The sequence below is a fragment of the Scandinavium goeteborgense genome, assembly GCF_003935895.2.
Classification (GTDB): domain Bacteria; phylum Pseudomonadota; class Gammaproteobacteria; order Enterobacterales; family Enterobacteriaceae; genus Scandinavium; species Scandinavium goeteborgense.
The window spans coordinates 2173932-2198129 of record NZ_CP054058.1 but is presented as its reverse complement, the minus strand read 5'-3'; the positions used below and the strand labels follow the sequence as shown (position 1 = coordinate 2198129).

Annotated in this window: 19 protein-coding genes; 4 read left to right on the top strand and 15 right to left on the bottom strand. The window is 57.8% G+C overall.

Annotated elements, in window-relative coordinates:
• Nucleotide 1 precedes the first annotated feature (1 nt).
• From urtD to A8O29_RS11310, 6 genes are all read right to left on the bottom strand, one after another.
• Nucleotides 2-799, bottom strand: a complete 798-nt coding sequence (gene urtD / locus A8O29_RS11335) for an urea ABC transporter ATP-binding protein UrtD (protein WP_125354483.1) — start codon at nucleotides 797-799, stop codon at nucleotides 2-4.
• Nucleotides 799-1872, bottom strand: coding sequence for an urea ABC transporter permease subunit UrtC (urtC, locus tag A8O29_RS11330; protein ID WP_125354482.1), 1074 nt, complete (start codon nucleotides 1870-1872; stop codon nucleotides 799-801). The genes urtD and urtC overlap by 1 nt, the downstream gene beginning before the upstream one ends.
• Complete coding sequence (urtB, locus tag A8O29_RS11325) at nucleotides 1872-3437, bottom strand: urea ABC transporter permease subunit UrtB (RefSeq protein ID WP_125354481.1); 1566 nt, start codon at nucleotides 3435-3437, stop codon at nucleotides 1872-1874. The genes urtC and urtB overlap by 1 nt, the downstream gene beginning before the upstream one ends.
• A 198-nt stretch (nucleotides 3438-3635) precedes the next feature.
• A complete protein-coding gene (urtA, locus tag A8O29_RS11320; RefSeq protein WP_159466185.1) occupies nucleotides 3636-4907 on the bottom strand; it encodes an urea ABC transporter substrate-binding protein in 1272 nt (423 codons plus the stop codon).
• 332 nt (nucleotides 4908-5239) lie between these two features.
• Complete coding sequence (locus A8O29_RS11315) at nucleotides 5240-6343, bottom strand: cobalamin-independent methionine synthase II family protein (RefSeq protein WP_125354480.1); 1104 nt, start codon at nucleotides 6341-6343, stop codon at nucleotides 5240-5242.
• A gap of 146 nt (nucleotides 6344-6489) precedes the next feature.
• The gene (locus A8O29_RS11310; RefSeq protein ID WP_125354479.1) at nucleotides 6490-6885 is read right to left on the bottom strand and encodes a rhodanese-like domain-containing protein; all 396 of its coding nucleotides are present in this window, start codon (nucleotides 6883-6885) and stop codon (nucleotides 6490-6492) included.
• 82 nt (nucleotides 6886-6967) lie between these two features.
• Here A8O29_RS11310 and ftrA point away from each other — a divergent pair, with 82 nt between their 5' ends.
• On the top strand, nucleotides 6968-7960 hold the full coding sequence (ftrA, locus tag A8O29_RS11305) for a transcriptional regulator FtrA (RefSeq protein ID WP_125354478.1): 993 nt from the start codon (nucleotides 6968-6970) through the stop codon (nucleotides 7958-7960).
• Between the two features lie 112 nt (nucleotides 7961-8072).
• Nucleotides 8073-8168: a protein MgtS gene (gene mgtS / locus A8O29_RS11300; RefSeq protein WP_110508261.1), complete on the top strand. Its 96-nt coding sequence runs from the start codon at nucleotides 8073-8075 to the stop codon at nucleotides 8166-8168.
• A 395-nt stretch (nucleotides 8169-8563) separates the two neighbouring features.
• Here mgtS and dcp read toward each other — a convergent pair whose 3' ends face one another.
• The 5 genes from dcp to guaD are packed head-to-tail and all read right to left on the bottom strand — an operon-like array spanning nucleotide 8564 to nucleotide 16501.
• Entirely contained in the window at nucleotides 8564-10609 is a 2046-nt protein-coding gene (gene dcp, locus A8O29_RS11295) for a peptidyl-dipeptidase Dcp (protein WP_125354477.1), read from the bottom strand.
• A 32-nt stretch (nucleotides 10610-10641) separates the two neighbouring features.
• Nucleotides 10642-11415: a xanthine dehydrogenase accessory protein XdhC gene (gene xdhC, locus A8O29_RS11290; protein WP_125354500.1), complete on the bottom strand. Its 774-nt coding sequence runs from the start codon at nucleotides 11413-11415 to the stop codon at nucleotides 10642-10644.
• A complete protein-coding gene (xdhB, locus tag A8O29_RS11285; RefSeq protein ID WP_174081306.1) occupies nucleotides 11405-13768 on the bottom strand; it encodes a xanthine dehydrogenase molybdopterin binding subunit in 2364 nt (787 codons plus the stop codon). Before xdhB ends, xdhC begins: the two co-directional genes overlap by 11 nt.
• A complete protein-coding gene (gene xdhA, locus A8O29_RS11280) occupies nucleotides 13758-15176 on the bottom strand; it encodes a xanthine dehydrogenase small subunit (RefSeq protein WP_125354476.1) in 1419 nt (472 codons plus the stop codon). The genes xdhB and xdhA overlap by 11 nt, the downstream gene beginning before the upstream one ends.
• A complete protein-coding gene (gene guaD, locus A8O29_RS11275; protein ID WP_125354475.1) occupies nucleotides 15173-16501 on the bottom strand; it encodes a guanine deaminase in 1329 nt (442 codons plus the stop codon). The genes xdhA and guaD overlap by 4 nt, the downstream gene beginning before the upstream one ends.
• Nucleotides 16502-16898: 397 nt before the next feature.
• Between guaD and ydfG the strand changes: the two genes are divergently transcribed.
• A complete protein-coding gene (ydfG, locus tag A8O29_RS11270) occupies nucleotides 16899-17648 on the top strand; it encodes a bifunctional NADP-dependent 3-hydroxy acid dehydrogenase/3-hydroxypropionate dehydrogenase YdfG (RefSeq protein WP_110508267.1) in 750 nt (249 codons plus the stop codon).
• A 93-nt stretch (nucleotides 17649-17741) separates the two neighbouring features.
• Nucleotides 17742-18428: a GntR family transcriptional regulator gene (locus A8O29_RS11265; protein WP_110508268.1), complete on the top strand. Its 687-nt coding sequence runs from the start codon at nucleotides 17742-17744 to the stop codon at nucleotides 18426-18428.
• A gap of 48 nt (nucleotides 18429-18476) precedes the next feature.
• On the opposite strand, the gene A8O29_RS11260 is transcribed toward A8O29_RS11265, so the two are convergent.
• The 4 genes from A8O29_RS11260 to A8O29_RS11245 all read right to left on the bottom strand — a co-directional run bounded on the left by A8O29_RS11260 (nucleotide 18477) and on the right by A8O29_RS11245 (nucleotide 23989).
• Complete coding sequence (locus A8O29_RS11260) at nucleotides 18477-19940, bottom strand: mannitol dehydrogenase family protein (RefSeq protein ID WP_125354474.1); 1464 nt, start codon at nucleotides 19938-19940, stop codon at nucleotides 18477-18479.
• Between the two features lie 153 nt (nucleotides 19941-20093).
• Nucleotides 20094-21470 (bottom strand): MFS transporter, encoded by a 1377-nt coding sequence (locus A8O29_RS11255; protein ID WP_125354473.1) that lies wholly within the window; start codon nucleotides 21468-21470, stop codon nucleotides 20094-20096.
• 44 nt (nucleotides 21471-21514) lie between these two features.
• A complete protein-coding gene (locus tag A8O29_RS11250; RefSeq protein ID WP_125354472.1) occupies nucleotides 21515-22534 on the bottom strand; it encodes a Zn-dependent oxidoreductase in 1020 nt (339 codons plus the stop codon).
• A 171-nt stretch (nucleotides 22535-22705) separates the two neighbouring features.
• A complete protein-coding gene (locus A8O29_RS11245; protein ID WP_125354471.1) occupies nucleotides 22706-23989 on the bottom strand; it encodes an MFS transporter in 1284 nt (427 codons plus the stop codon).
• Nucleotides 23990-24198: the final 209 nt, after the last annotated feature.

The following is a 24198-nucleotide window of genomic DNA, read 5'->3' as shown; positions in this document are numbered from 1 at the left end:
CTTAGCGCCCCAGATAAACTTCGATCACCTGCTCGTTGACCTGAACGTCACGCAGCGACCCTTCCGCCAAAACCTGCCCCTGATGCAGGACGGTCACGCGGTCGGCGATGGTTTCGACAAACCCCATATCATGTTCCACCACCATCAGCGAGTGGCGGCCCGACAGGGTGCGAAACAGCTCAGCGGTGTATTCCGTTTCGGCATCGGTCATACCGGCCGCAGGCTCATCGAGCAGCAGCAGATGCGGCTCCTGCACCAGCAACATGCCGATTTCGAGAAACTGCTTTTGCCCGTGCGACAGCAACCCCGCGCGCCGGGCGCGTTCGCCTTCGAGGCGCAGCAACTGCAACACCTCGTCGATGCGGTCCTGCTGTTCGCCGGAAAGTTTCGCCCGCAAACTGGCCCACACCGATTTATCACCCTTCATCGCCAGTTCGAGATTTTCCGCCACGCTGAGTGCTTCAAACACCGTTGGCTTCTGGAATTTGCGCCCAATACCCTGGCGCGCGATGGCAATCGAATCCAGGGTGGTTAAATCTATCGATTGATCGTAAATCGCCCTGCCGCTTTGTGGCCGGGTTTTGCCGGTGATCACGTCCATCAGCGTGGTTTTTCCCGCGCCGTTGGGGCCAATCACACAGCGCAATTCCCCCACGCCAATTTGCAGCGATAAATTGGTTAACGCCTGGAAACCATCAAAATTGACGTTGATGTTTTCGAGCTGCAAAACCGGATCCGTTTGTTCGCGGAAGCGATCCCCCGGCAGCTGACGGGTAAAAAGGCCTTCATCGGGTTGCATTATTTGTCTCCTTTGCGCAGCAGGCCAATCACGCCTCGCGGCAGAAACAGCGTCACCACGATGAAAATCAGACCGAGAAACAGCTGCCAGTATTCTGGCATCGCTACCGTGAACAGGCTTTTCGCGCCGTTCACCAGCCCGGCCCCGAGGATGGGTCCAATCAAGGTGCCGCGCCCGCCGAGTGCCACCCAAATCGCCGCTTCAATCGAGTTGGTCGGCGACATTTCGCCTGGGTTAATAATGCCCACCTGCGGGACATATAACGCCCCCGCCAGGCCGCACAGCACGGCGGAAAGCGTCCACACCAGCAGTTTGAAACCGCGTGGATCGTAGCCGCAGAACATCAGCCTGTTTTCCGCATCGCGTACCGCCGTCAGAACGCGACCAAATTTGCTGCGTGCCAGCGCGAAGCCCACCGCCAGCGTGGCGAGCAGCAGAAGCACCGTCGCCAGAAACAGCGCGGCGCGCGTGCCGGTGGCGCTCACCGGGAAACCGAGAAGGGTAGTGAAACCGGTAAAACCATTGTTGCCGCCAAAACCGGTTTCATTACGAAAGAACAGCAGCATTCCGGCGTAGGTCAGCGCCTGAGTCATTATCGAGAAATACACCCCTTTGATTTTGGAGCGGAAGGCGAACCAGCCGAATACCAGCGCCAGCAGGCCCGGGACCAGCATCACCAGCAGCATCGCCCACGCAAAATGCTGCGTTCCCCACCAGAACCACGGCAGCTCGTTCCACGATAAAAAGGACATAAACGCCGGGAGCCCGTCGCCCGCGGCCTGACGCATCAGGTACATGCCCATCGCATAGCCGCCGAGGGCAAAGAACAGCCCATGCCCCAGCGACAGCATTCCGGCGTAGCCCCACACCAAATCGAGCGCTACCGCCACCACCGCGTAGCAAAGAATTTTACCGACCAGGGTCAGCGTCCAGGTCGAAATGGCCAGCGGATGGGTAGCCGGAAGCAGCGCCAGAAACGGCATACTCAACAGCACCAGCACTGCCAGGCCGCCAATCCAGCGCAGCGGGCGCGGTGCCCGACGGGCAAGTGTTAAGGTTAATGGCTGGCTCATCAGTCAATGACCCTCCCTTTCAGCGCAAACAGCCCCTGCGGACGCTTCTGAATAAACAGAATGATCAGCACCAGAATCAAAATTTTGCCGAGCACGGCGCCCATTTGCGGCTCCAGTATTTTGTTGAAAATCCCCAGCCCAAATGCCGCCGCCACGCTGCCCGCCAACTGGCCTACACCGCCGAGCACCACCACCAGGAACGAGTCAATAATGTAGCCCTGACCGAGTTCCGGCCCGACGTTACCCAGCTGAGACAGCGCCACGCCACCGAGACCGGCAATGCCAGAACCGAGGCCAAACGCCAGCATATCTACGCGCCCGGTCGGCACGCCGCAGCAGGCCGCCATCGCGCGGTTTTGCGTCACCGCCCGCACGCGCAGGCCGAGCCGCGTTTTGTTGAGAATGAGCCAAGTGAAAAACAGCACCAGCATCACGAAGCCAATAACCACAATGCGGTTCCACGGCAGAATGAGATTCGGCAACGCCTGAATACCACCCGACAGCCAGGCCGGGTTAGAGACTTCCAGGTTCTGCGGGCCAAACAGCATCCGCACCAACTGGATAAGCATCAGGCTGATGCCCCACGTCGCCAGCAGCGTTTCCAGCGGGCGACCATACAGATGGCGGATAATCGTCCGCTCCAGCAGCATGCCAATCCCGCCGGTGATGCAGAATGCCACCGGCAGCGCCAGCAGCGGATAAAACGCCAGCCACTGCGGTGCAAACTGACTCAGCGCCTGCTGCACCAGCCAGGTGCTGTACGCCCCGATCATCAACATTTCGCCGTGCGCCATGTTAATCACGCCGAGCAGGCCGTAGGTGATGGCCAGCCCCAGCGCCGCGAGCAGCAGAATTGATCCGAGCGAAATGCCCATAAACGCCTGGCCGAGGATATCGCCCCAGAACAGGCGGTGCTCGATCTGCTTCAGGCTTTCCGCCGCGGCGGCGCGCACCGAGGCGTCGGGTTCATGTTGGGCATCGGTATAAGGCTGGAGTCGCGCCTGCGTTTCCGGGTCGGACGAATGACCGAGAAGAGTCATCGCCTGTTTGCGCACCGCGGCATCCGGGCTGGTGAGCTGTAAATTAGCCAGCGCGAGTTCAAGCTGCTGCTTCACACCGTCGTCTGTTTCTACCTTCAGGCGTTTTTCCAGCATCGGGACCACTTCCGGCCCTGCATCGCGCTGCAGGGTTTTCGCCGCAGCCATTCTTTGCGTGACGTTGTCACTTACAAGCTGGTGTGTGGCGAGAGCGCCAGCCACCAGATTACGGAGACGGTTAGTCAGGCGAACCGGTTTGAGGTCGCCATGCGGCTGGGCGGTGGCGTCTAAGGCCAGCGGTTTGCCGCTTTCAATGCTGAAGGCATGATGCGCGGCGTCACTGCGCAGGCTTTCCGCGCTCAGCGCCTGTAACAGTGGCAGACGCTGCGGCTGCGGATCGGCCGCCCACTTTTCAAGCATCGCCGACTGCTGGCTTCGGTTGGCAGCCACAAAATCATCCGCGTCTCCGGCGTGAGCGAAACACGGCAACAGCGAGGCTACCAACAGCAGCCAGCGGACTGGTTTCATGAAAAACTCCTTTTGTGAATCCCGTGCGGTCTGATGCCCTCTCCCCAACCCTCTCCCACAGGGAGAGGGAGAAAAAGGGTGATCCCCTCTCCCTGTGGGAGAAGGAGAAAGAGAAGCCCCGACGCTGATAGAGAATACGGCGCCGATCGGTTCCCTCTCCCTTGAGGGAGAGGGTTAGGGTGAGGGGGAAATTCCCACTCAGTTGCTCGCCATCTTCATTGGCTGATCCGACTTCTTATCGTTACCCGGAATGTATGGGCTCCACGGCTCAGCGCGCACCGGCTTATCGGTCTGCCACACCACGTTGAACTGGCCATTGCTTTCGATTTCGCCAATCATCACCGGCTTATGCAGATGGTGGTTGGTGGCGTCCATCGTCAGCGTAAAGCCCGACGGCGCTTTGAAGGTTTGTCCGGCCATGGCCGCACGCACTTTGTCGACGTCGGTGGTGCCCGCTTTTTCCACCGCCTGCGCCCACATGTGAATGCCAACGTAGGTCGCTTCCATCGGATCGTTGGTCACCACCGTGCCCGCATTTGGCAGATTGTGGGCTTTGGCGTACGCCCGGTAATCTGCAACGAAGCTCTGGTTCGTCGGGTTATCCACGGATTCGAAGTAGTTCCACGCCGCGAGGTTGCCAACCAGCGGTTTGGTATCAATGCCGCGCAGTTCTTCTTCCCCGACCGAGAACGCCACCACCGGCACGTCGGTCGCTTTCACGCCCTGGTTAGCCAGCTCTTTGTAGAACGGGACGTTGGAGTCGCCGTTGATGGTCGAAACCACCGCCGTTTTGCCGCCCGCGGAGAATTTTTTGATATTGGCGACGATGGTCTGGTAATCGCTGTAGCCAAACGGGGTGTAGACCTCTTCGATGTCTTTATCCTGAACGCCTTTCGAGTGCAGGAACGCGCGCAGAATTTTGTTGGTGGTGCGCGGATAGACGTAATCGGTGCCGAGCAGGAAGAAACGTTTGGCCTCCCCGCCGTCTTCGCTCATCAGATACTGCACCGCCGGAATAGCCTGCTGGTTCGGCGCGGCCCCGGTGTAGAACACGTTGGGCGACATCTCTTCGCCTTCATACTGCACCGGATAGAACAGCAGCCCGTTCAGCTCCTCGAACACCGGCAGCACTGATTTACGCGAAACTGACGTCCAGCAGCCGAACACCGCCGCCACTTTGTCCTGGGTCAACAGCTGGCGCGCCTTTTCAGCAAACAGAGGCCAGTTTGAAGCTGGGTCAACCACCACTGGTTCCAGCTTTTTACCGAGCACCCCGCCCTTGGCGTTGATCTCGTCGATGGTCATTAACGCCACGTCTTTCAACGGCGTTTCGGAAATCGCCATCGTTCCGGACAGCGAATGCATAATTCCCACTTTGATGGTGTCAGCGGCGTACACGCTGAAGCTAATACCGAGAGCAATCGTGGAGGCAGAGAGAGCAAAAGCTTTAAGCAAAGTTCGACGGCGCATGATTCACTCCTGAAAGAGACAGCAACAAGGATTAAAAACATCGGTGTAGTCGTCAGGAGACAGGCAAGAAAGATGCCAACGTGGGGAAAAGTACATAAAACAGGCGGGCGGACTGGGGAATTACAACTTTCGTTGCAGAAAATACCCTATGCCATTCGAGATACATCGAGGCGGCAAGAGAATAAGTCCCGATGAGCTTACTAAAGTAAGTGATTCGGGCGAGTGAACGTAGCAAACAAAGAGGTAACTTGAAGGGCGAAGGGTATGTGGAACGTCCGATTCAGGAGCAGCACTGCATTAAAAAGGTGCAGCGCTGCCCTGTGAGTTAAACCTTACCAGACGTCGGCGGCAATCTCGGTCACCAGACGGACTTTCTGCCACTGTTGGGCTTCGGTCAGGCTATTGCCCTCTTCGGTAGAGGCAAAACCGCACTGCGGGCTGAGGCAAATCTGCTCTTTCGCCACGTATTGTGCCGCCTCTGCCAGACGCGCTTTCACGCCCTGTGGGTTTTCCAGTTCACCGTTTTTGGTGGTGATCAGGCCCAGAACCACCTGCTGCTTGCCCGGACGCACAAAGCGCAGCGGCGCGAAATCACCGGAACGGTCGTTATCGTATTCGAGGAAGAATGCATCGACGTTGACGCTGCCGAACAGCACTTCTGCCACCGGCTCATAACCGCCAGAGGAGATCCACGTTGAGCGGAAATTACCACGGCACACGTGCAGCCCGATGGTTAAATCCTCCGGCTTGCCTTCCAGCGCTTTGTTCAACACCCGGGCGTAGGTTTTCGCCAGCTCGTCCGGGTTGTCGCCGCGCTCACGCACCTGCTGACGCTGTTCATCGGAACAGAGATACGCCCAGACGGTGTCATCAAGCTGTAAATAGCGGCAACCTGCGTCATAAAATGCGCGGATCGCGTCGCGCCAGGTCGTGGCTAAGTCGTCAAAATATTCCGCCAGATCCGGGTAAACCGTGGCATCGATATCTTTGCGACCGCCGCGGAAATGCAGCACGCTCGGGCTTGGAATGGTCATTTTCGGCTGTGCGTCACCGCTGATGCTTTTCAGATAGCGGAAATCGTCGAGCATCGGGTGCGAACCGAAACCGAGCTTGCCCGTCACACGTACGCCATGGGCTTTGGTTTGCACCCCGTTAAACTGAATGCCCTGGTCAGAATCGTAACGCTCAACGCCCTGTAGACCATCGAAGAAGTCAAAGTGCCACCACGCCCGGCGAAACTCACCGTCGGTGACCACGTTCAGGCCGCAGTCACACTGGTGCTGAACCACGTGGAGGATCGCTTCATCTTCCACCGCACGCAGCGTCTGCGCGTCGATAGCGCCTTCAGCAAACTGCTGGCGGGCGTGTTTAATGCTGTCCGGACGTAAAAAACTGCCAACGATATCGGCGCGGTATGGGGCGGTGTGACGTGACATGGTCTCTCCTCGTCGCCAGGCAACTGATTGCCTGGCGTGATAATTGCGAAATCAACATTTAGACTTCTGGATGGCTATATTTCTTCAACTTGCCATGCGGGAGAGGCGCTGGCAAACGAGATTAATTCATCACCCGTGAAAAAAATTCATGATGAGGCAAACGCCAGGCCTTCATCCGCCCAACCGGTGAGTCCGCCGATCATGATTTTTACCGGGCGGCCAAGCTGCGCAATCTTCAAAGCCGCCCTGTCTGCACCGTTACAATGCGGCCCCGCGCAATAAACCACGAACAGCGTTTCTGGCGGCCAGTCGCGCATGCGTTCTTCGGTGAGATAACGATGCGGAAGATGCAGCGCGCCGGGCAGATGCCGACGGGCGAACGTTTCAGGTGAACCGACCACGTGCAGCAGTACAAAATCCACTTCTCCGCTTTTGATTACTGAATGCACATCATCGCAATCAGTTTCAACGCTCAGACGACGTCGAAAATGGGCAATGGCGTCCTGCGGGCTCGCAGCTGGGATCTCAGTGACGTAACTCATGGTATTTCCCTCTTGTTGTGTCGACGGGTGTCGTGTTACCTCTTATCTCAACAAAAATTCAGGACACGCACCGCCCGCCGACATGACAGAAATCGCCAGGATAATGACAACCGCTTCCCGCCCGCTGGTCGTGGCCCTCGCCTACGACGGCCTGTGTACCTTTGAATTTGGCGTCGCCGTCGAAATTTTTGGTCTGCCACGCCCGGAGCTGGGTGAAAACTGGTATCGCTTTGCGGTAGCCTCGGTGGACGACGGCGAATTACGCGCAACGGGGGGAATACGGGTTGTGGCTGATGGAGGCTTTGAACTTCTGGAACAGGCGGATAGTATCGTGATCCCCGGCTGGCGCGGCGTGGATGCCCCGGTGCCACAGGCACTGTGCGAGGCGTTGCGCCGGGCGCATCTGCGGGGCTGTCGGCTGATGTCGATTTGTTCAGGGGTGTTTGTCCTCGCGGCCAGCGGCCTGCTGGACGGGCGTCAGGCCACCACCCACTGGCGTTATACCGATGAACTGCAGCGGCGTTTCCCCGCCGTTCAAGTGGTGGAAAATGTGCTGTACGTTGGCGACGACGGGCTGATGACCTCGGCGGGGAGCGCGGCAGGGATTGATTTATGCCTGCACGTGGTGCGCAGCGATTTTGGACTGGAAACCGCCAACAATGTCGCGCGTCGGTTAGTCGTGCAGCCGCATCGCGACGGCAGCCAGACCCAGCAACTTGAGCGCCCGGTGGCACGCAGCCGGGAAAGCGAACGCCTCGGGCAGCTTTTTGACTGGCTACACGCCCATCTTGCCGATCCGCATACACTGGAATCGCTTGCCCTGCGGGTTGGGATGAGTCCGCGCACGTTGTTGCGGCGTTTTCAGGAAGCTACCGGCGTGACGCCCGCCCGCTGGTTGCTCAATGAACGGTTACAGCGCGTACAGCAGGCCTTAACCGACAGTCGACTCAGCGTCGAACATATCGCCGCGAATAACGGTTTTGGCACCTCGAGCGCCCTGCGCCATCATTTTCAGCAACGTTTCACGATGAGCCCACAAGCCTTTCGAAAAAAATTTACTCAAGTGGCTAAATAATTCACATAATTAACGATTCGTTTAGATTGACTACGGTATTCTCTGTTCATCGCGGCTAATTAAGGTAAGTGAGGATTTTATCGTACGCTTTTAACATAAACGGAGGTTTATCATGCTGGGAAATATGCATGTCTTTATGGCAGTGTTGGGAACCATAGTATTCGCCGGTTTTCTTGCTGCGTATTTCAGCCATAAATGGGATGACTAATGAACACTGACAGTCCCGACCCGTAACGGCCCCTTGTTGCTTAACGCACAAGGGGCTTTTTGTTGGAATTTATCAAGACGGCGAGAAATTAAATACAAAAAAAACCGCCAACGGTGTGGCGGTAAATGCTTGCATGGATAGATTTGTGTTTTGATTCTTCAGCAAATCGGGCGCGTCCGTGCCTTATTTGCGTCATACAATCAGGCTACCATTCCGAACTTCAATGAAGCCTAAACAAGACGGGCATTGTTTTTTATAAACGGTATAAATAACGCATAAGATAATTCTAAACCATAACAATTAATGGGCATTCTACGTCCTGCCCGGTGGCGCTACGCTGACCGGGCCTACGGTTATATTTGTAGGCCCGGTCAGCGTAGCGCCACCGGGCACGATTATTCGCTTAACCCGCGATTTTTAAGCATCGGCTCCGGCAGCGGATCGTGTCCACGCCAGTCGCGGTATAACGCTTCCAAATCACTGCTGTTGCCGCGCGATAAAATCGCCTCGCGGAATCGCTGACCATTTTCACGTGTCAGGCCGCCCTCTTCGACAAACCACTGGTAGCCGTCATCGGCCAGCATTTGCGTCCAGATATAAGCGTAATAGCCAGCCGCGTAGCCGCCACCAAAAATATGCGCAAAATAGCTGCTGCGATAACGCGGCGGTACGGCGGCCAAATCGAGGTTTTCCCTGCTAATGGCCTGCAATTCAAACGCGTCCACATCGTCAGGCAGTGTTTCAAGCGTCTGAGTGTGCCAGTTCATGTCCAGCAGTGCGGAACTGACTAGCTCGGTCATGTCGTAACCTTTATTGAAGGTCGCGGCGCGCATCATGCTGTCGCGCAGATTTTCCGGCATCGGCTCTCCGCTCTGGTAATGACGCGCAAAGCGGGCAAATACCTGCGGATGGCGAGCCCAGTGTTCGTTAATTTGCGATGGGAACTCGACGAAATCGCGCGGCGTACGTGTGCCAGACAGGGTCGGATAGCGCTGGACGGCGAACAGCCCGTGCAGAGTGTGACCGAATTCGTGGAACAGCGTCACCACATCATCCCAGCTCAGCAGCGCCGGGTTACCTGCCGTCGGTTTCTGATAGTTGCAGACGTTGTAAATCACCGGGCGCTGTTCGAGCAGCGTCGACTGCGTGACGTAGTTATCCATCCATGCGCCGCCGCCTTTCGAATCACGGGCAAAGAAATCGCCGTAGAACAGTGCCAGACCTACGCCATTAGCGTCAAAAATTTCCCAAACGCGAACATCCGGGTGGTAAACCGGAATATCAAAACGCTCGACAAAACGGATTCCAAACAGCTGCGAAGCGGTCCAGAACACGCCGTCGGTCAGCACGTTGTTCAGTTCCAGATACGGTTTGATCTGCGCTTCATCAAGATCGTATCGCGCCAGTCGCACCTGCTCGGCGTAATAATTCCAGTCCCAGGCCTGCGCCTGAAAACCGCCCTGCTGCTCATCAATCACGTGCTGAATATCGGCCAGTTCATGTTCGGCGCGCGTCCGGGCCGCAGGAGCAATTTGATGCATAAAGGTGAAGGCGGCTTCCGGCGTTTTCGCCATCTGGTCAGCCATGCTCCAGCTCGCGTAATCGCGATAACCCAGCAGCGCCGCCTGTTTGGCGCGCACAGTGACCAGACGCAAAATCAGCGCCCGGGTGTTGTTCCCGTCGCCTTTCTCATTGCGTAACCAGCCTGCATCGAACAGGTTTTTACGGGTTTGTCGGTCACGAAGCTGCGCCAGCGCAGGCTGTTGGGTGCTGTTCAGCAAGGGCAGAAGCCAGCGATCGTTCAGCCCTTTATCACGGGCCGCGCTGGCGGCAGCGGTGATGTCTTCCGGGCTGAGGCCATCCAGCTGATGCTGGTAATCCAGCACAAGCCCACCGGATTTGGCGGCGGCCAGCAGCCGCTGGTGAAACTGGGTGCTGAGCGTCGCGGCTTCGGTGTTTAACGTGCGCAGTTCGGCTTTCTGCGCAGGCGCAAGCTTCGCCCCCGCCAGAATAAATTGCTGATGGATAACCTCGACTAACCGCCGCGATTCCGCATCCAGTCCCAGCGTTTCCCGCTGCTGCCAGAGGGTGTCGACCCGGGCGAACAGCGCCTCGTTGAGATACACATCGTTGGATAATTCGGCCAGTTCCGCAGAAAACTGCTCGTCGAGACGCTGGAGCGTGTCGTTGGTGTGGGCGGCGGTCATGGCAAAAAATATGGACGTGACGCGGCCCAGCAGCTCGCCGCTTTTCTCCAGCGCCACGAAGGTGTTGTCGAACGTTGCGGGTGCTAGGTTTTCGGCAATCGCCGCAATTTCTTCGCGCTTTTGGCGCAGGCCTGCATCGAACGCAGGACGGTAATGATCGTCCTCAATCACATCAAAACGCGGGGCCTGATAAGGTAACAGGCTGACGCTTAAAAACGGGTTATCACTGCTCATCACGGACTCCTGAAAACGGGATTCTCCTTAGATTAGGCAACCCCTTGATAAACCGCAATGATTTCCCCCGCCACCGCCACGGCGATTTCGGCGGGCAATTTGCCTTTGACGTCCGGTAGGCCAATTGGGCAGCGCATTGTATTCAGCATTTCCCGGGCAATGCCTTTGCCTTCCAGCAGATATTCAAACCGTTGGCGTTTGGTTTGCGAGCCGATCACGCCCAGATAACGATAGCGCCCGCGGCGCAGCAGCGTTTCTGCCAGCGCCAGATCCAGCGGATGATGATGGGTCATCACCACGAACAGGCTGTTATCCGGCGCGTGGCGGGCGATATCACACGGGTCGTCGGAAAGATGGCAGCGCACTCCGGCGGGCACCGCGCCAAACTGCGCCTCACGCTGATCTACCCAGTTCATCCGGCACGGCAGCGTGGCGAGAATGTTCACCAGTGCCTGCCCCACGTGCCCGGCCCCAAAGACGTACACTTCCGGCTGCGGCAGCCCCCAGGGTTCGAACAGCACCTGAGTCATGCCGCCGCAGCACTGCCCGGCGCGCGCGCCGAGGGCGAACGTTTCCTGACGCGGCGTCTGCGCGCCGGACTGCAACATTTCACGCGCGATGGCGATACACTGAAATTCCAGATTACCACCGCCGATAGTCAGCCAGCTCTCGTCGAGGCTGACCACCATCTTGGTGCCTGCCTCGCGCGGCACCGAGCCTTTATCCTGTAACAGCGTCAACATTACCGCAGGCACGCGCCGCTCGCGCAATGCCATCAGCACGTCCAGCCATTCGTCAGCTTTCATCATCGTCCGCCTCCAGCTGAGTGACGCCCGCCAACACCCGTTCTGGCGTCGCCGGGGCGTCGAGCATTGGATGACGACGGTAATCTGCCACCGACGCCACCGCGTCCTGCAACGCACACCACACTGAAATGCCGAGCATAAACGGCGGTTCGCCCACTGCTTTTGAGCGATAAACCGTTTCGGCGCTGTTGGCGTGCGCCTCGAGCAGGGAGACGTTAAACACCTCCGGCATGTCGCTCATCGCCGGGATTTTGTAGCTCATCGGCCCATCGGTCAGCAGCCGTCCATTGTTATCCCACTTTAGCTCTTCGGTCGTCAGCCAGCCTGCGCCCTGCATGAAACCACCCTCAATCTGGCCGATATCCAGCGCCGGGTTCAGCGACTGCCCGACGTCGTGCAGGATATCGGTGCGCAGCAGGCGATATTCCCCGGTCATCGTGTCGACGATCACTTCGGAACAGGCTGCGCCCCAGGCGAAGTAGTAGAACGGTTCGCCGCGCCCGGCCTGGCGGTCGTAATGAATGCCCGGCACCTTGTAAAATCCGGTCGCTGAGAGTGGAACCTGGTTAAGCCACGCCAGCATCGCCACGTCGGCAAAACTGAAATAGCGCTCATTGACCTGCACCACGCCGTTGCAAAACGTCACCCGATCTTCGGGACACCGGTGCAGCGCACACAGCATCTCCACTAAGCGCTGTTTCAGGGTCTGCGCGGCAATTTCTGCGGCTTTACCGTTAAGGTCGGCCCCGGACGACGCCGCCGTCGGCGAGGTATTCGGCACTTTGCCGGTGCTGGTGGCGGTAACCTGAATCGCATCGAGGGGGATTTGCAGTACGTTCGCCACAATTTGCGCCACTTTGGTATTCAGCCCCTGGCCCATTTCGGTCCCGCCGTGGTTGAGTTGCAGCGTACCGTCGCTGTAAATCAGGATCAGCGCCCCGGCCTGATTGAGGAAACTGGCGGTAAATGAAATGCCGAATTTGACCGGCGTCAGCGCCAGCCCGCGCTTCAGCACCGGGCTTTGTGCGTTAAAGCGGGCAATGTCTGCCCGACGCTCGGCGTAGCACGCGGAGTCCGCCAGTTGACCGATAACCGTTTGCGCCAGATTCTGTTTTACCGGCTGGTGATAATGGGTGACGTCGCGCCCTTCGCCGCCGTAAGCGTTAATTCGGCGGATATGCAACGGGTCGAGGGAGAGCTGACGGGCGATAGCATCCATTATCTGTTCGATGGCGACCATGCCCTGTGGGCCGCCGAAGCCGCGAAACGCGGTGTTGGACGCCAGGTTGGTGCGGCAGCGATAGCCGGTCACGCGTGCGTCGCCGAGGTAATAGGCATTATCGGCGTGGAACATCGCCCGGTCACAGATTGAACCCGACAAATCCAGCGAATAGCCGCAGTTAGCGGCCAAATCAATCACCACGCCGTGCAGCATGCCGTCGTCGGTGAAACCCACATCGAAGCGCACAAAGAACGGATGGCGTTTGCCGGTGACGCGCATGTCATCCCGACGCGAAAGGCGCAACTTCGCCGGGCGACCGGTCACCCGCGCGGCCAGTGCGGCGTGACAGGCAATCCCCGCCGCCTGCGTTTCTTTCCCACCAAATCCGCCGCCCATCCGGCGTACGTCCACGGTGACTTTGCTTTGCGTCACGCCCAGCACCGACGACACCAGTTTCTGCACTTCGGTCGGATGCTGCGTTGAGGACCAGATTTGCATCGCGCCTTCTTCGCCCGGAAGCGCCATCGCCACCTGGCCTTCGAGATAAAAATGCTCCTGTCCGCCGATATGGAACTGGCCCTGTAAGCGGTGTGGCGCAGCGGCCAGCGCCCCGTCGGCATCACCACGCTGCTGCACGTGCGGCTGTTCGACAAAGTGCTGTTGCGCCAGCGCCTGTTCGACGTCCAGCACCGCGTCCAGAGGCTCAATCGCTATCTTCGCTGCTAATGCCCCGTCACGCGCGGCGTCGGGGGTTTCGGCGGCAATCATCAGCACCACCTGCCCGTGATATTCCACCGTTTCTTTGGCAAACAGAGGGTCGCCCGGTGCCAGCGGCCCGATGTCCAGCTCGCCCGGCACGTCCTGCCAGCTCAGCACGCGCACCACGCCTGGCACCTGCAAACAAGCGGCGGTGTCGATGTGCGTAATACGTCCGTGGGCGCAGTCGCTGAGCACCGGACACAGATGCAGCATCCCGGTAAGCGGCGTTTTATCGTCGATGTACTCTGCCGCACCGCTGACGTGACGCTCGGCGCTTTCATGCGCGCGGGATTTGCCCACGCGGCCGTTTAACTGCTCGAGAAACTGCGCTTTCAGCACCGTTTCGGAAATGGCTGGCGGTTTAGCGGACATAATCAGTCACCTCCACGAGATATTCAGACGTCATGTGCAGGAAATAGCGTTTCAGCAGGTTTTTCGCCACCTGCAGGCGATATTCTGCACTGGCACGAGCGTCGCTAAGCGGCGAGAAATCCTCCCCCAGCGCAGTACACGCGGCGTTAAGCGTCTCGCGATTGACCGCCCGCCCGACCCACGCGGCTTCGCAGTGCAGCGCTCTTGCAGGCGTGGCCGCCATACCACCATAGGCGATGCGTGCCCGACTCACGATGCCGTCGCTGACCTCCAGATTAATGGCGGCAAATACCGAAGAAATGTCGTCCTCCCGCCGCTTTGAGACTTTCCATAATTGCAGATTGCGTGACAACGTCACGTCATCAATGAGGATATGGCTGATGAACTCCCCCGGCTGCATGACAGTTTTACGGTAGCCAGTAAAAAACTCGGTCAGCGCCACGTCGCGCGTTTGTGCGCCGCAACGCAGGCGAAGCCGTGCGTCGAGGGCCAGCAGCGCTGGGGCGCAGTCGCCAATGGGCGAAGCGTTAGCGATGTTGCCCCCCAGCGTGCCCTGGTTGCGAACCTGCTGCGAGGCAAAACGATTGAGCATCTCGCTGAAGACCGGGAGCGGCTCTTTCAACTGATGCTGTAGGGTGTCCAGAGTGGTCATCGCGCCAATCACCAGCCGGTTGCCCTGCCGTTCAATGCCGCGCAATTCTTTTACCCGCGCCAGCGAAATCAGCTGACTGTGACGCTGGTGCGCCTGGGTGACCAGCAAATTAAGATCGGTTCCGCCCGCCAGCAGTCGCGCCTGCGGATGTAGGGCATAGCTTTCGGCCAGCGCATCGAGCGTCTCCGGCATCAGCAACCGTGCATCCGTTGGCTCACCGAGGGCCTGAAGCTGGGCCACTGTTTGCGCCTCCTGCGTATCGAATTTATCCGCACTGGAATCAGACAGAATGTTCATTGCCGCTTCAACAATCGGCCGATAACCCGTGCAGCGGCACAAATTGCCACCCAGCTGATGGGCCACCGTTGCACTGTCTGCCGCCGTGCCGTTTTTGTGCATTGCGAAAGCCGACATCACGATCCCCGGCGTGCAGAACCCGCACTGGGACGCGTGTCCGCAAGCTAGAGTGCGCTGCACCAGATGCAGTTCGCCGCTGTCTGCCAAATCTTCCACCGTCAGCAGTTGTTTGCCATGGAGCTGGCCGACCAATAACAGGCAGGCGTTAGCGCTCTGGTAGCGAATTTTGCCGGCGTCGACGCTCCCAAGCACCACCGTGCAGGCCCCGCAATCGCCCGACGCGCAGCCCTCTTTGGTTCCGCAACGCAGGCGGTCGTTACGCAGCCAGTTCAGCACCGTCAGATTCGGGTCGACGTTTTCAAGCGTGACCGGCTGTTGATTGAGTAAAAATTGGGTCATGCCGCTACCTCCAGCCCATCACGGTTCCAGGCGCATTCACCGCTGATCCATGTCTGGGCGATATTCCGATCATCGCCAAGCGTCATCAGCATAAACAGCTGTTCGTAGATATCCTTGCAGCGGGCGTTGCGCAGTTGCTGAAGCGGCGAAACCGCCGGGTCCAGCACTACAAAATCTGCCTCTTTGCCGACGCTGAAATTACCGATGTGCTCATCGAGACACAGCGCCCGCGCGCCGCCGAGGGTCGCGTGATAGAACGCCTCGCTGGCGCACAGTTTGTAGCTTTGCAGCTGGCCGATTTTGTAGGCTTCACCGAGCGTGCGCAGCATGTTGAACGTGGTTCCGGCCCCCACGTCGGTGCCGATACCCATTTTCACTTTCTTCTGCCAGCAGGTTTGCAGCCGGAACAGGCCGCTGCCAAGGAACAGATTCGAGGTCGGGCAAAACGCCACCGCCGAGTCGCTGTCATGCAGGCAACTCCACTCCGCATCCTGTAAATGAATAGCGTGGGCGAAGACGCTGCGTTTGCCGGTCAGGCCGTAGTGGTGGTAGACGTCGAGGTAGTTTTCATGTTCCGGCCACAGGCTTTTCACCCACGCAATTTCCTGTGGGTTTTCGCTCAGATGGGTATGCAGCCAGGTGTCCGGGAAGTCTTCGCGCAGCCGCTGCACCGCTTCAAGCAGCGCGGGCGTGGAGGTTGGCGCGAAACGCGGGGTGATGGCGTAGCCGAGGCGCTGATGATTGTGCCAACGCAGAATAAGCTCGCGGGTTTGCTGGTAGCTCTGCTCGGCGGTTTCCGTTAAATAGTCGGGCGCGTTGCGGTCCATCATCACTTTCCCGGCTATCAGACGCATATTTTGCTGCGCCGCGGCAGCAAACAACGCGTCGACCGATTCCGGGTGCACAGTCCCAAACACCAGCGCGGTGGTGGTGCCGTTCGACAACAACTGGTTGAGGAAGAACGCCGACATTTGCGCCGCGTGTCCGGCGTTGCCGTACTGGCTTTCCACCGGGAAAGTGTAGGTGGTCAGCCATTCGAGCAGCTGTTCGCCAAACGCGCCGATCATTTCGGTTTGCGGATAATGCAGATGGGTATCGATAAAGCCCGGTACGATAAGCTTGCCGCGCAGGTCTAGCCAGTCGTCCGGCCGTTTGAGCAGTGACTGCCCTTCTTCCCAGCGCATCAGCGCGGCGATGCGCCCTTCGGCGATGAACATCAGGCCGTCATCAACGTAGCGCGCCTGCCGGGCGATTTCCTCAGGGCTGTCAGCCGTTGTGGCAATATCAAAAAAGCGCCCGCGCAGCGCGTAGCGATAGTCGACCATTCTGACCTCTACTTATCCCGGTTGGGTCCGGGTTATTTATGCAGGTGTATTGTCAGAATAGTATTGCAAAGAGAATGCCAGCTTTAATTTTACAATTGTCGTTATATTTCAATGTCTTATTAATTATTCATTCGTTTGCGCAACAAACTGAATAATATTCAGCTCGCAACCGTTTGCTTATTCAGGCAATCGGTTTCCTTGCATAAATATTCCTCTGCATTTTGACGAGAACAGAAATGGCTGCGTAAAACGACGCACAACGCTGAAGCAGATGCACCCTTTTTGCGCACAGTGACGGGGCGCTAAAGTGGTACAACAGGTTGCAAAGTTCCGTTCCCGAAGGCCGACCACGCGTGGTATGGTATGGCAACAGTTAACGCATTGAGGAACAGGAAGAATGATTGTACTTGTTACCGGAGCGACCGCCGGGTTTGGTGAGAGCATCACCCGCCGTTTCATCGCCAATGGCCATAAAGTTATCGCCACCGGACGCCGTCATGAGCGTCTGCAGGAACTGAAAGACGAACTGGGCGACAGCATTCTGACCGCGCAGCTTGACGTGCGTAACCGCGCGGCTATCGAAGAGATGATGGCTAACCTCCCCGCTGAATGGCGCAATATCGACATTCTGGTCAATAACGCCGGGCTGGCGCTGGGCATGGAGCCTGCGCATAAAGCCGACGCGGACGACTGGGAAACCATGATCGACACCAACAACAAAGGTTTGGTGTACATGACTCGCGCGGTGCTGCCGGGCATGGTTGAGCGCAACTGCGGCCATATCATTAACATCGGTTCTACCGCCGGAAGCTGGCCGTACGCGGGCGGCAACGTCTACGGCGCGACCAAAGCATTTGTTCGCCAGTTCAGCCTAAACCTGCGCACCGACCTGCACGGCACCGCTGTTCGCGTGACCGATGTTGAGCCAGGCCTGGTGGGCGGCACGGAGTTCTCAAATGTGCGCTTCAAAGGCGACGACGCGAAAGCAGAGAAAGCGTATGAAAATGCCAACGCGCTGTCAGCAGAAGATGTGACCGAAGCCGTATGGTGGGTGGCGACGCTGCCAAAACACGTCAACATCAACACCCTTGAAATGATGCCTGTCAGCCAGTCCTTTGCTGGCCTGAGCGTTCATCGTCAGGGCTAAGCGATTCTACTCCGTCCGGCCTGCGGGCCGGACTGGGCGTAGCATCATATTCAGCGTAAAATAACGCACTTCCCCCGCAACGAAGAAAAAGCAATGGCCGCAGAATCGCAACTCAATCCGACACAGCCCGTGAACCAGCAAATCTACCGTATTTTGCGCCGGGATATCGTGCACTGCCTGATAGCGCCGGGTACACCGCTGTCCGAGAAAGAGATTTCGGTTCGCTTTGACGTTTCGCGCCAGCCGGTGCGTGAAGCCTTTATCAAGCTGGCCGAAAACGGGCTGATTCAGATTCGTCCCCAGCGCGGCAGCTACGTGAATAAAATTTCGCTTTCGCAGGTGCGCAATGGCTGCTTCGTGCGCCAGGCCATCGAATGCGCGGTGGTGCGTCGTGCGGCGACGATGATTACCGACGCCCAGTGCTATCAGCTGGAGCAAAACCTGCATCAGCAGCGGATCGCCATTGATCGCCAGCAGCACAATGATTTCTTTCAGCTTGACGATGAATTCCACCATTTGCTGTCGCAGATTGCCGACTGCCAGCTTGCCTGGGACACCATCGAAAACATTAAAGCCGCCATCGACCGCGTTCGTTATATGAGTCTCGACCACGTTTCCTCGCCGGAAATGCTGTTGCGCCAGCATCAGGATATTTTCAGCGCGCTGGAAAAACGCGATGTGGAGGCGGTCGACAAAGCGATGACCGTTCATCTACAGGAAATCAGCGAATCGATGCTCTTGATTCGTCAGGAAAATGGCGAGTGGTTTAGCGAAGAGTAATGACGTGTTAGTCAGCCCGGCAAGCAACCCGCCGCCGGGCATCAGTATTTACAGCTTTTCAGCAAAGGCCGCGACGGTCGCTTTGGCCCCTTTCTCCAGCAGCGACAGATAGGCATTTGTCACCTGCGTAACAAATTTCCCTTCCAGCGGCAGCTCATTCCCAAAGATGGCCTCGATACCCAGCAGCGCTTTCACACGGGTTTCGCCCTGCTCACTGTTTTTCACCACGGTCTGAAGCGTGCTGAGCAGCGGATCGCAGACTTCAATCTCCGCGCCCTGCTCGTCGGTGCCGTCGACATAACGCATCCAGCCCGCCACGCCCAGCGCCAGTAGCGAGAAATCGCTGTTATGCGCCAGATGCCAGCGGACGGAATCCAGCATGCGCTGGGGCAGTTTCTGGCTGCCGTCCATGGCAATCTGCCAGGTACGGTGGCGCAGCGCCGGGTTGCTGTAGCGCGCGATCAGCTGGTCTGCGTAGCGGCTCAGGTCAACGCCCTTCACTTTCAGCGTCGGGGCCTGCTCTTTCAGCATCAGCGCGTGCGCGGCGCGACGATAATTTTCGTCTTCCATACAGTCGTTAATGTGCTGATAACCAGCCAGATAACCCAGATAAGCGAGGAAGGAGTGGCTGCCGTTCAGCATACGCAGCTTCATTTCTTCGAACGGGATGACGTCGGCCACCAGTTCGGCCCCGGCTTTTTCCCACTGCGGACGCCCGGCAACAAAGTTGTCTTCAATAACCCACTGGCGGAACGGCTCACAGGCCACACCTGCCGGGTCACGCACGCCGGTGATGGCTTCGATTTTTTCCAGCGTTTCGGCGGTGACGGCGGGCACAATGCGGTCAACCATGGTCGACGGGAAGGTGACGTTCTGTTCGATCCACGCCGCCAACTCGCTGTTCAAGGCAAGCGCATAGGCCCGCACCACGTTCCCGAGTACATGGCCGTTTTCCGGCATGTTGTCGCAGGACATCACGCTGAACGGCGCCAGGCCAGCGGCTTTACGACGGGCCAGCGCTTCGACCACCACGCCCGGTGCGGACGTTGGCTGATGCGGATTTTGCAGATCAGCGGCGATCATCGGGTGATCGAGATTCAGTTCGCCCGTCGCCGGAGAGTGACAGTAGCCTTTTTCGGTGATGGTCAGCGACACAATCGTCACCTGCGGCTCGCACAGTTTTGCCAGCACGGTTTCCAGGCCGTCAACCTGAGCGTGCAGGGCTTCTTTCACAACGCCCACGATGCGGGCAGTCCACGCATCAGCGGACATTTCTGCCACGGTATACAAGTTATCCTGACGATTGAGATCGGCGATTTGCTGCTCGCCGCCAATCAGGTTGATTTCGGTGTAGCCCCAGTCGCTGTTATGTTCCTGAGCCAAAATATCAGCATAAACGGCCTGATGTGCGCGGTGAAATGCGCCAAAGCCGAGGTGCACGATGCGAGGCACCAGTGCGTTACGATCGTAGGCGGGTACGGTTGCCTTAGCGGTTAAAAGCGTGTTTTCCATTTTATGACTCACTGTTGAGGACGCTCATTGCCATACTAGAATAACCAGATACCGCTCCCGGACTTTGATTTACGTTAATCTCCGCGCAAGTGGTATGACATGAATTTAAAGTTGTGTGACAGCCTTAACAGGGCTCGGCTGTCACATTGACTCTTAGCTATATTGCCCCAGCCGTGCATCCGCCTTTACAGGCTGACGTTCGGCGGCATCCTGCGGCAAACTCAAATCACGGTCACAGACTTCCGGCATTAGCACGGCCGAAATCAGGCCAATCACGGAATAGCAGATAACCATCGCCACCATTGGCCACCAGCTACCGGTGACGTTGCAGAAGATCCCCGCCAGCAGTGGGCCAAAACCTACCGCGACCAGGCCGCCCGCCTCTTTGGCGATCGCCATGCGGGTGAAGCGGTTACGCGAGCCAAACATTTCCGCCATGGTGATGTTTTCCAGCGCGAACAAGCCGAGCACAGCTACGTTGTGAATAACGATCAGGCTAAGCATGATGGTGCTTGCGCTGTAACTTTTATCGACGATGATAGCCAGCATCGGATATGCCAGGATGATCGACGAGATGCTGAGGATGATGTACGGCAGACGACGACCCACTTTGTCCGACAGCCAGCCCAACAGCGGAATGGTGATGAACCCGATGACCGAGCTAATCATCAGCGCATCGGTTGGGATCGCTTTATCAAACAGCAGCGTTTGCACCAGATACCCGGCGAGGAACGTTTGAATCAGGCCCGAGTTTCCAGCCTGGCCAAAGCGCAAACCGGTTGCCAGCCAGAATGATTTACTGCGGAACATGGCGCCGAGGGAGGTCTCTTCCGGCGCAACTTTCGCTGCCACTGTGCCGTTTTCGCTGACTTTCTCAAACACCGGGCTTTCTTTGAGGTTCAGACGCAGCCAGATGGCGAAAATCATGACCACGACACTGGCGAGGAACGGCACGCGCCAGCCCCAGGCAACCAGTGACTCCCTGTCGAGCGCGAAGAACATCACCGCCCAGATGGCGGTGGCGCTGAGCGTGCCGCAGTTGGTGCCCATCGCCACCAGTGAGGAAATGATCCCGCGTTTCCCCTTCGGCGCATATTCGGCCAGCATCGTCCCGGCCCCTGAAATCTCCGCACCTGCGCCCAGCCCTTGCACGATACGCAGCGTGACCAGCAGCACCGGCGCGAAAATGCCAATCTGCGCGTAGGTCGGTAATACGCCAATTAGCGTGGTGCAAATTCCCATCATGGTGATGGTGATGAACAACACCTTTTTGCGCCCTATCCGGTCGCCCATTTTGCCAAAGATAAACGCGCCGACGATACGGGCGATATACCCTGCTCCGTAGGTGCCCATCGCTAAAATGAGCGCCATCGCGGCAGACTGTTCAGGGAAGAAAATTTCGTGGAATACCAGCGCCGCGCCGAGGGAGTAAAGCTGAAAATCCATAAATTCCAGCGCGGTGCCAAGCCAACCGGATACCGCGGCGCGGATCAGGTCTTTGGTGCTACGTACAGGTTGATGTTGCGTCATAGTCGTTATCTCTGAAGGTGCGGACCACTTACTCGCTGTCGTGATTAATCTGCGAAGGTCAACAGGACCTTGCAGCAGTGCTGCCTGTCTTTCTCAAACCGTGCCATGGCATCGCTGACGTGCCGGTAATCCATGACGTGGGTAATCAGCTTGTCGGGGTCGATCAGCCCCTTTTCCAGCCAGTCGATAACCACCGGGAATTTGTTGGCGTTCAGACGCGAGGAGTACAGCGTCAGCTCTTTGCCGGTGATGCCCTGCTGCGCGATGGACGACGGTTCGCTTGAGAAGCCCATCAGCACGATGCGCGCCGCCGGAGAGGCCAGATTCGCCGCCTCCTGTAAAATTGACGGATGACAGGCGGCATCAACAATCAGCGTCAGCTTGATGCCTTTTTCGTCCAGAACCACCTGCAATGACTGCGCGCTATTATTGATGGTTAAATCCGCGCCGCAGCGTTCGGCCATCGCCAGACGCTCAGGAATACGGTCGGCCACAATCACCTGTTTGACGCGATAGACGCCTTTCAGCGCTTGCACCGTCACCAGCCCCATCGGCCCTGCGCCGTAAATCAGCGCCACGTCCTGCTCTGTCGGTTTCGCCTGGCCGGTAACGTTCGCCGCGATGGTGAAAGGCTCAACCATCACTGCGTGTTTGTCTTCGATGCTGTCCGGAATGCGCCAGGCGTTTTTTGCAGGCACCGCCGCATATTCACTGAAGCCGCCATCACGGTGGACGCCGAGCACCACCAGCGACGTACAGACGTTAGGCTTGCCCACCGAGCACGGGTAGCAGTGACCGCAACTGATCACCGGATCGACGCTAACGCGCTCGCCGATGCGGGCCGGGTTGACGCCCTCGCCTACGGCGTCAATCACGCCAAAGAACTCATGCCCGATGACTCGCGGGTATTTAGCGAACGGATTGTGGCCGTGGTAAATATGGCTGTCCGAGCCGCAAATCCCGGCCAGTTTGACCTTCACCCGCACTTCACCTTTGGCGGGTTGCGGGATATCGCGCTCTTCAATGACCAGCTCATTGGGCTGACGAATCACTATGCTTTTCATCAAAAAACTCCTTAAGGTGACAAAAATACGTTCTGCTACGTAAGCAATACGCCCACAGCAACTACCATACAAGTATATTGATCAAAAAGAGTTCAGCCGATCACAAAAAAGAGACGATTGAAAAGGAGAGTGCCCGGATGCGTTTTCACACAACCGGGCAGGATGAAGGGATTATTCGATGCGGTCTTTGACGATGAAGAAGTAGCAGAGTGCGCCGGTAAAGGTCACGCAGGCGGCGATCACCAGCGCGAGGTTAAAGGAGTGCGTGGTATCAACCACCCAACCCGTAACAATCGGGGCGAACGAGGCAAAGACGAAGCTGCCGAAGTTTTGAATGGCCGCCACCGAGGCGACTTTGGTTTCCGCGACCATGACCTGCACCAGGCCCCACGCGGAGGTTCCGGCAAAGTGTACGCAGAACAGCGCCATCGAAATAAATGCGACTGCCTGGGTCGGCGTAGAGGATTGCACCACCAGCAGCGTACCAAGCGCCGAGAGGATCAGGCCAAGCACAATGGATGTTTTACGCGTTTTTGCCAGATCGTATCCACGACGCGCCAGCGCGTCGACCACAAAGCCGTTGGTCCACATCCCGACCGCCGCGGCCAGGAACGGGATCGCCGCCACCCAGCCGGTTTTTGCGAGACTAAACCCCTGCTCCGCCTGTAAATAACCTGGCAGCCAGGCGATGTACAACCAGCCGGTGTAGTTCACGCCGGAGAAACCTAAGATCATGCCCCACGTCGTGCGACGTTTAAACAGCGCCAGCCATTCACTGAACGCCAGTTTTGGCCGCGGCGTAACGGGTGCCGAGAGATATTCGCGTTCGGTATTGTTCAGCGCGAACTGCGCGCGGTTGCGATACCACGCATACCAGCAAATCCCGACCAGAACCCCCGCCAGGCCGATCACCACAAACATGGTGCGCCAGCCCCACGCGAGTTGCATCACCACCAGCGCTGGCGGCGCGATGGCCTGACCAATCACCGTTGACGAGTTAAAAATCCCCAGCGCCGTGCCGCGCTCTTTTTGCACGTACCAGTCGCTGATCGATTTAACGCCCGCAGGCATAAACGGCGCTTCACCAATCCCAAGGCCGATACGCAGCCAAATAAAGTGGCTGAACGAGTTCACCACCCCGGTCAGCGCCTGCATCGCCGACCAAAAAATCAGGCCCGCGCCCAGCACCAGCCGCGGTCCAAACCGGTCGAGCAGGATGCCCGCAGGGAGTTGCGATAAACCATAGGAAAGGGAAAACGCCGAGAGCAACACGCCAAACTCGGTGGCCGAAAGGCCCAGTTCGCCGCGAATCGCTTCACCCGCCACGCTCAGCGAGGATCGATCGAGAAAGTTGACGATCCCGGCGATAAACAGCAGCGCCAGCGTGACCGTCTGGATCGTTTTTATTCTTGCGGGCTTTGCCAGGGCCGCCTGTTCCACTACATCAGTTGCCATAAAACACTCCTGGTCAGTCTTCGGCTCGCGCCGTGATACGCAGCGCGTGCTCTTAGGGGTAAATTCGGCAACTACCATACAAGAAGTGTCAGCAAGAAAATTCACAACGATCACATTTTAGAAACATTCAGGAAAATGCCATGTTGGGGAACGATTATTTCTGGCGGTTGTCAGCAAAGTTCTTAAGGATAAATTAACCTTAGTAAAGG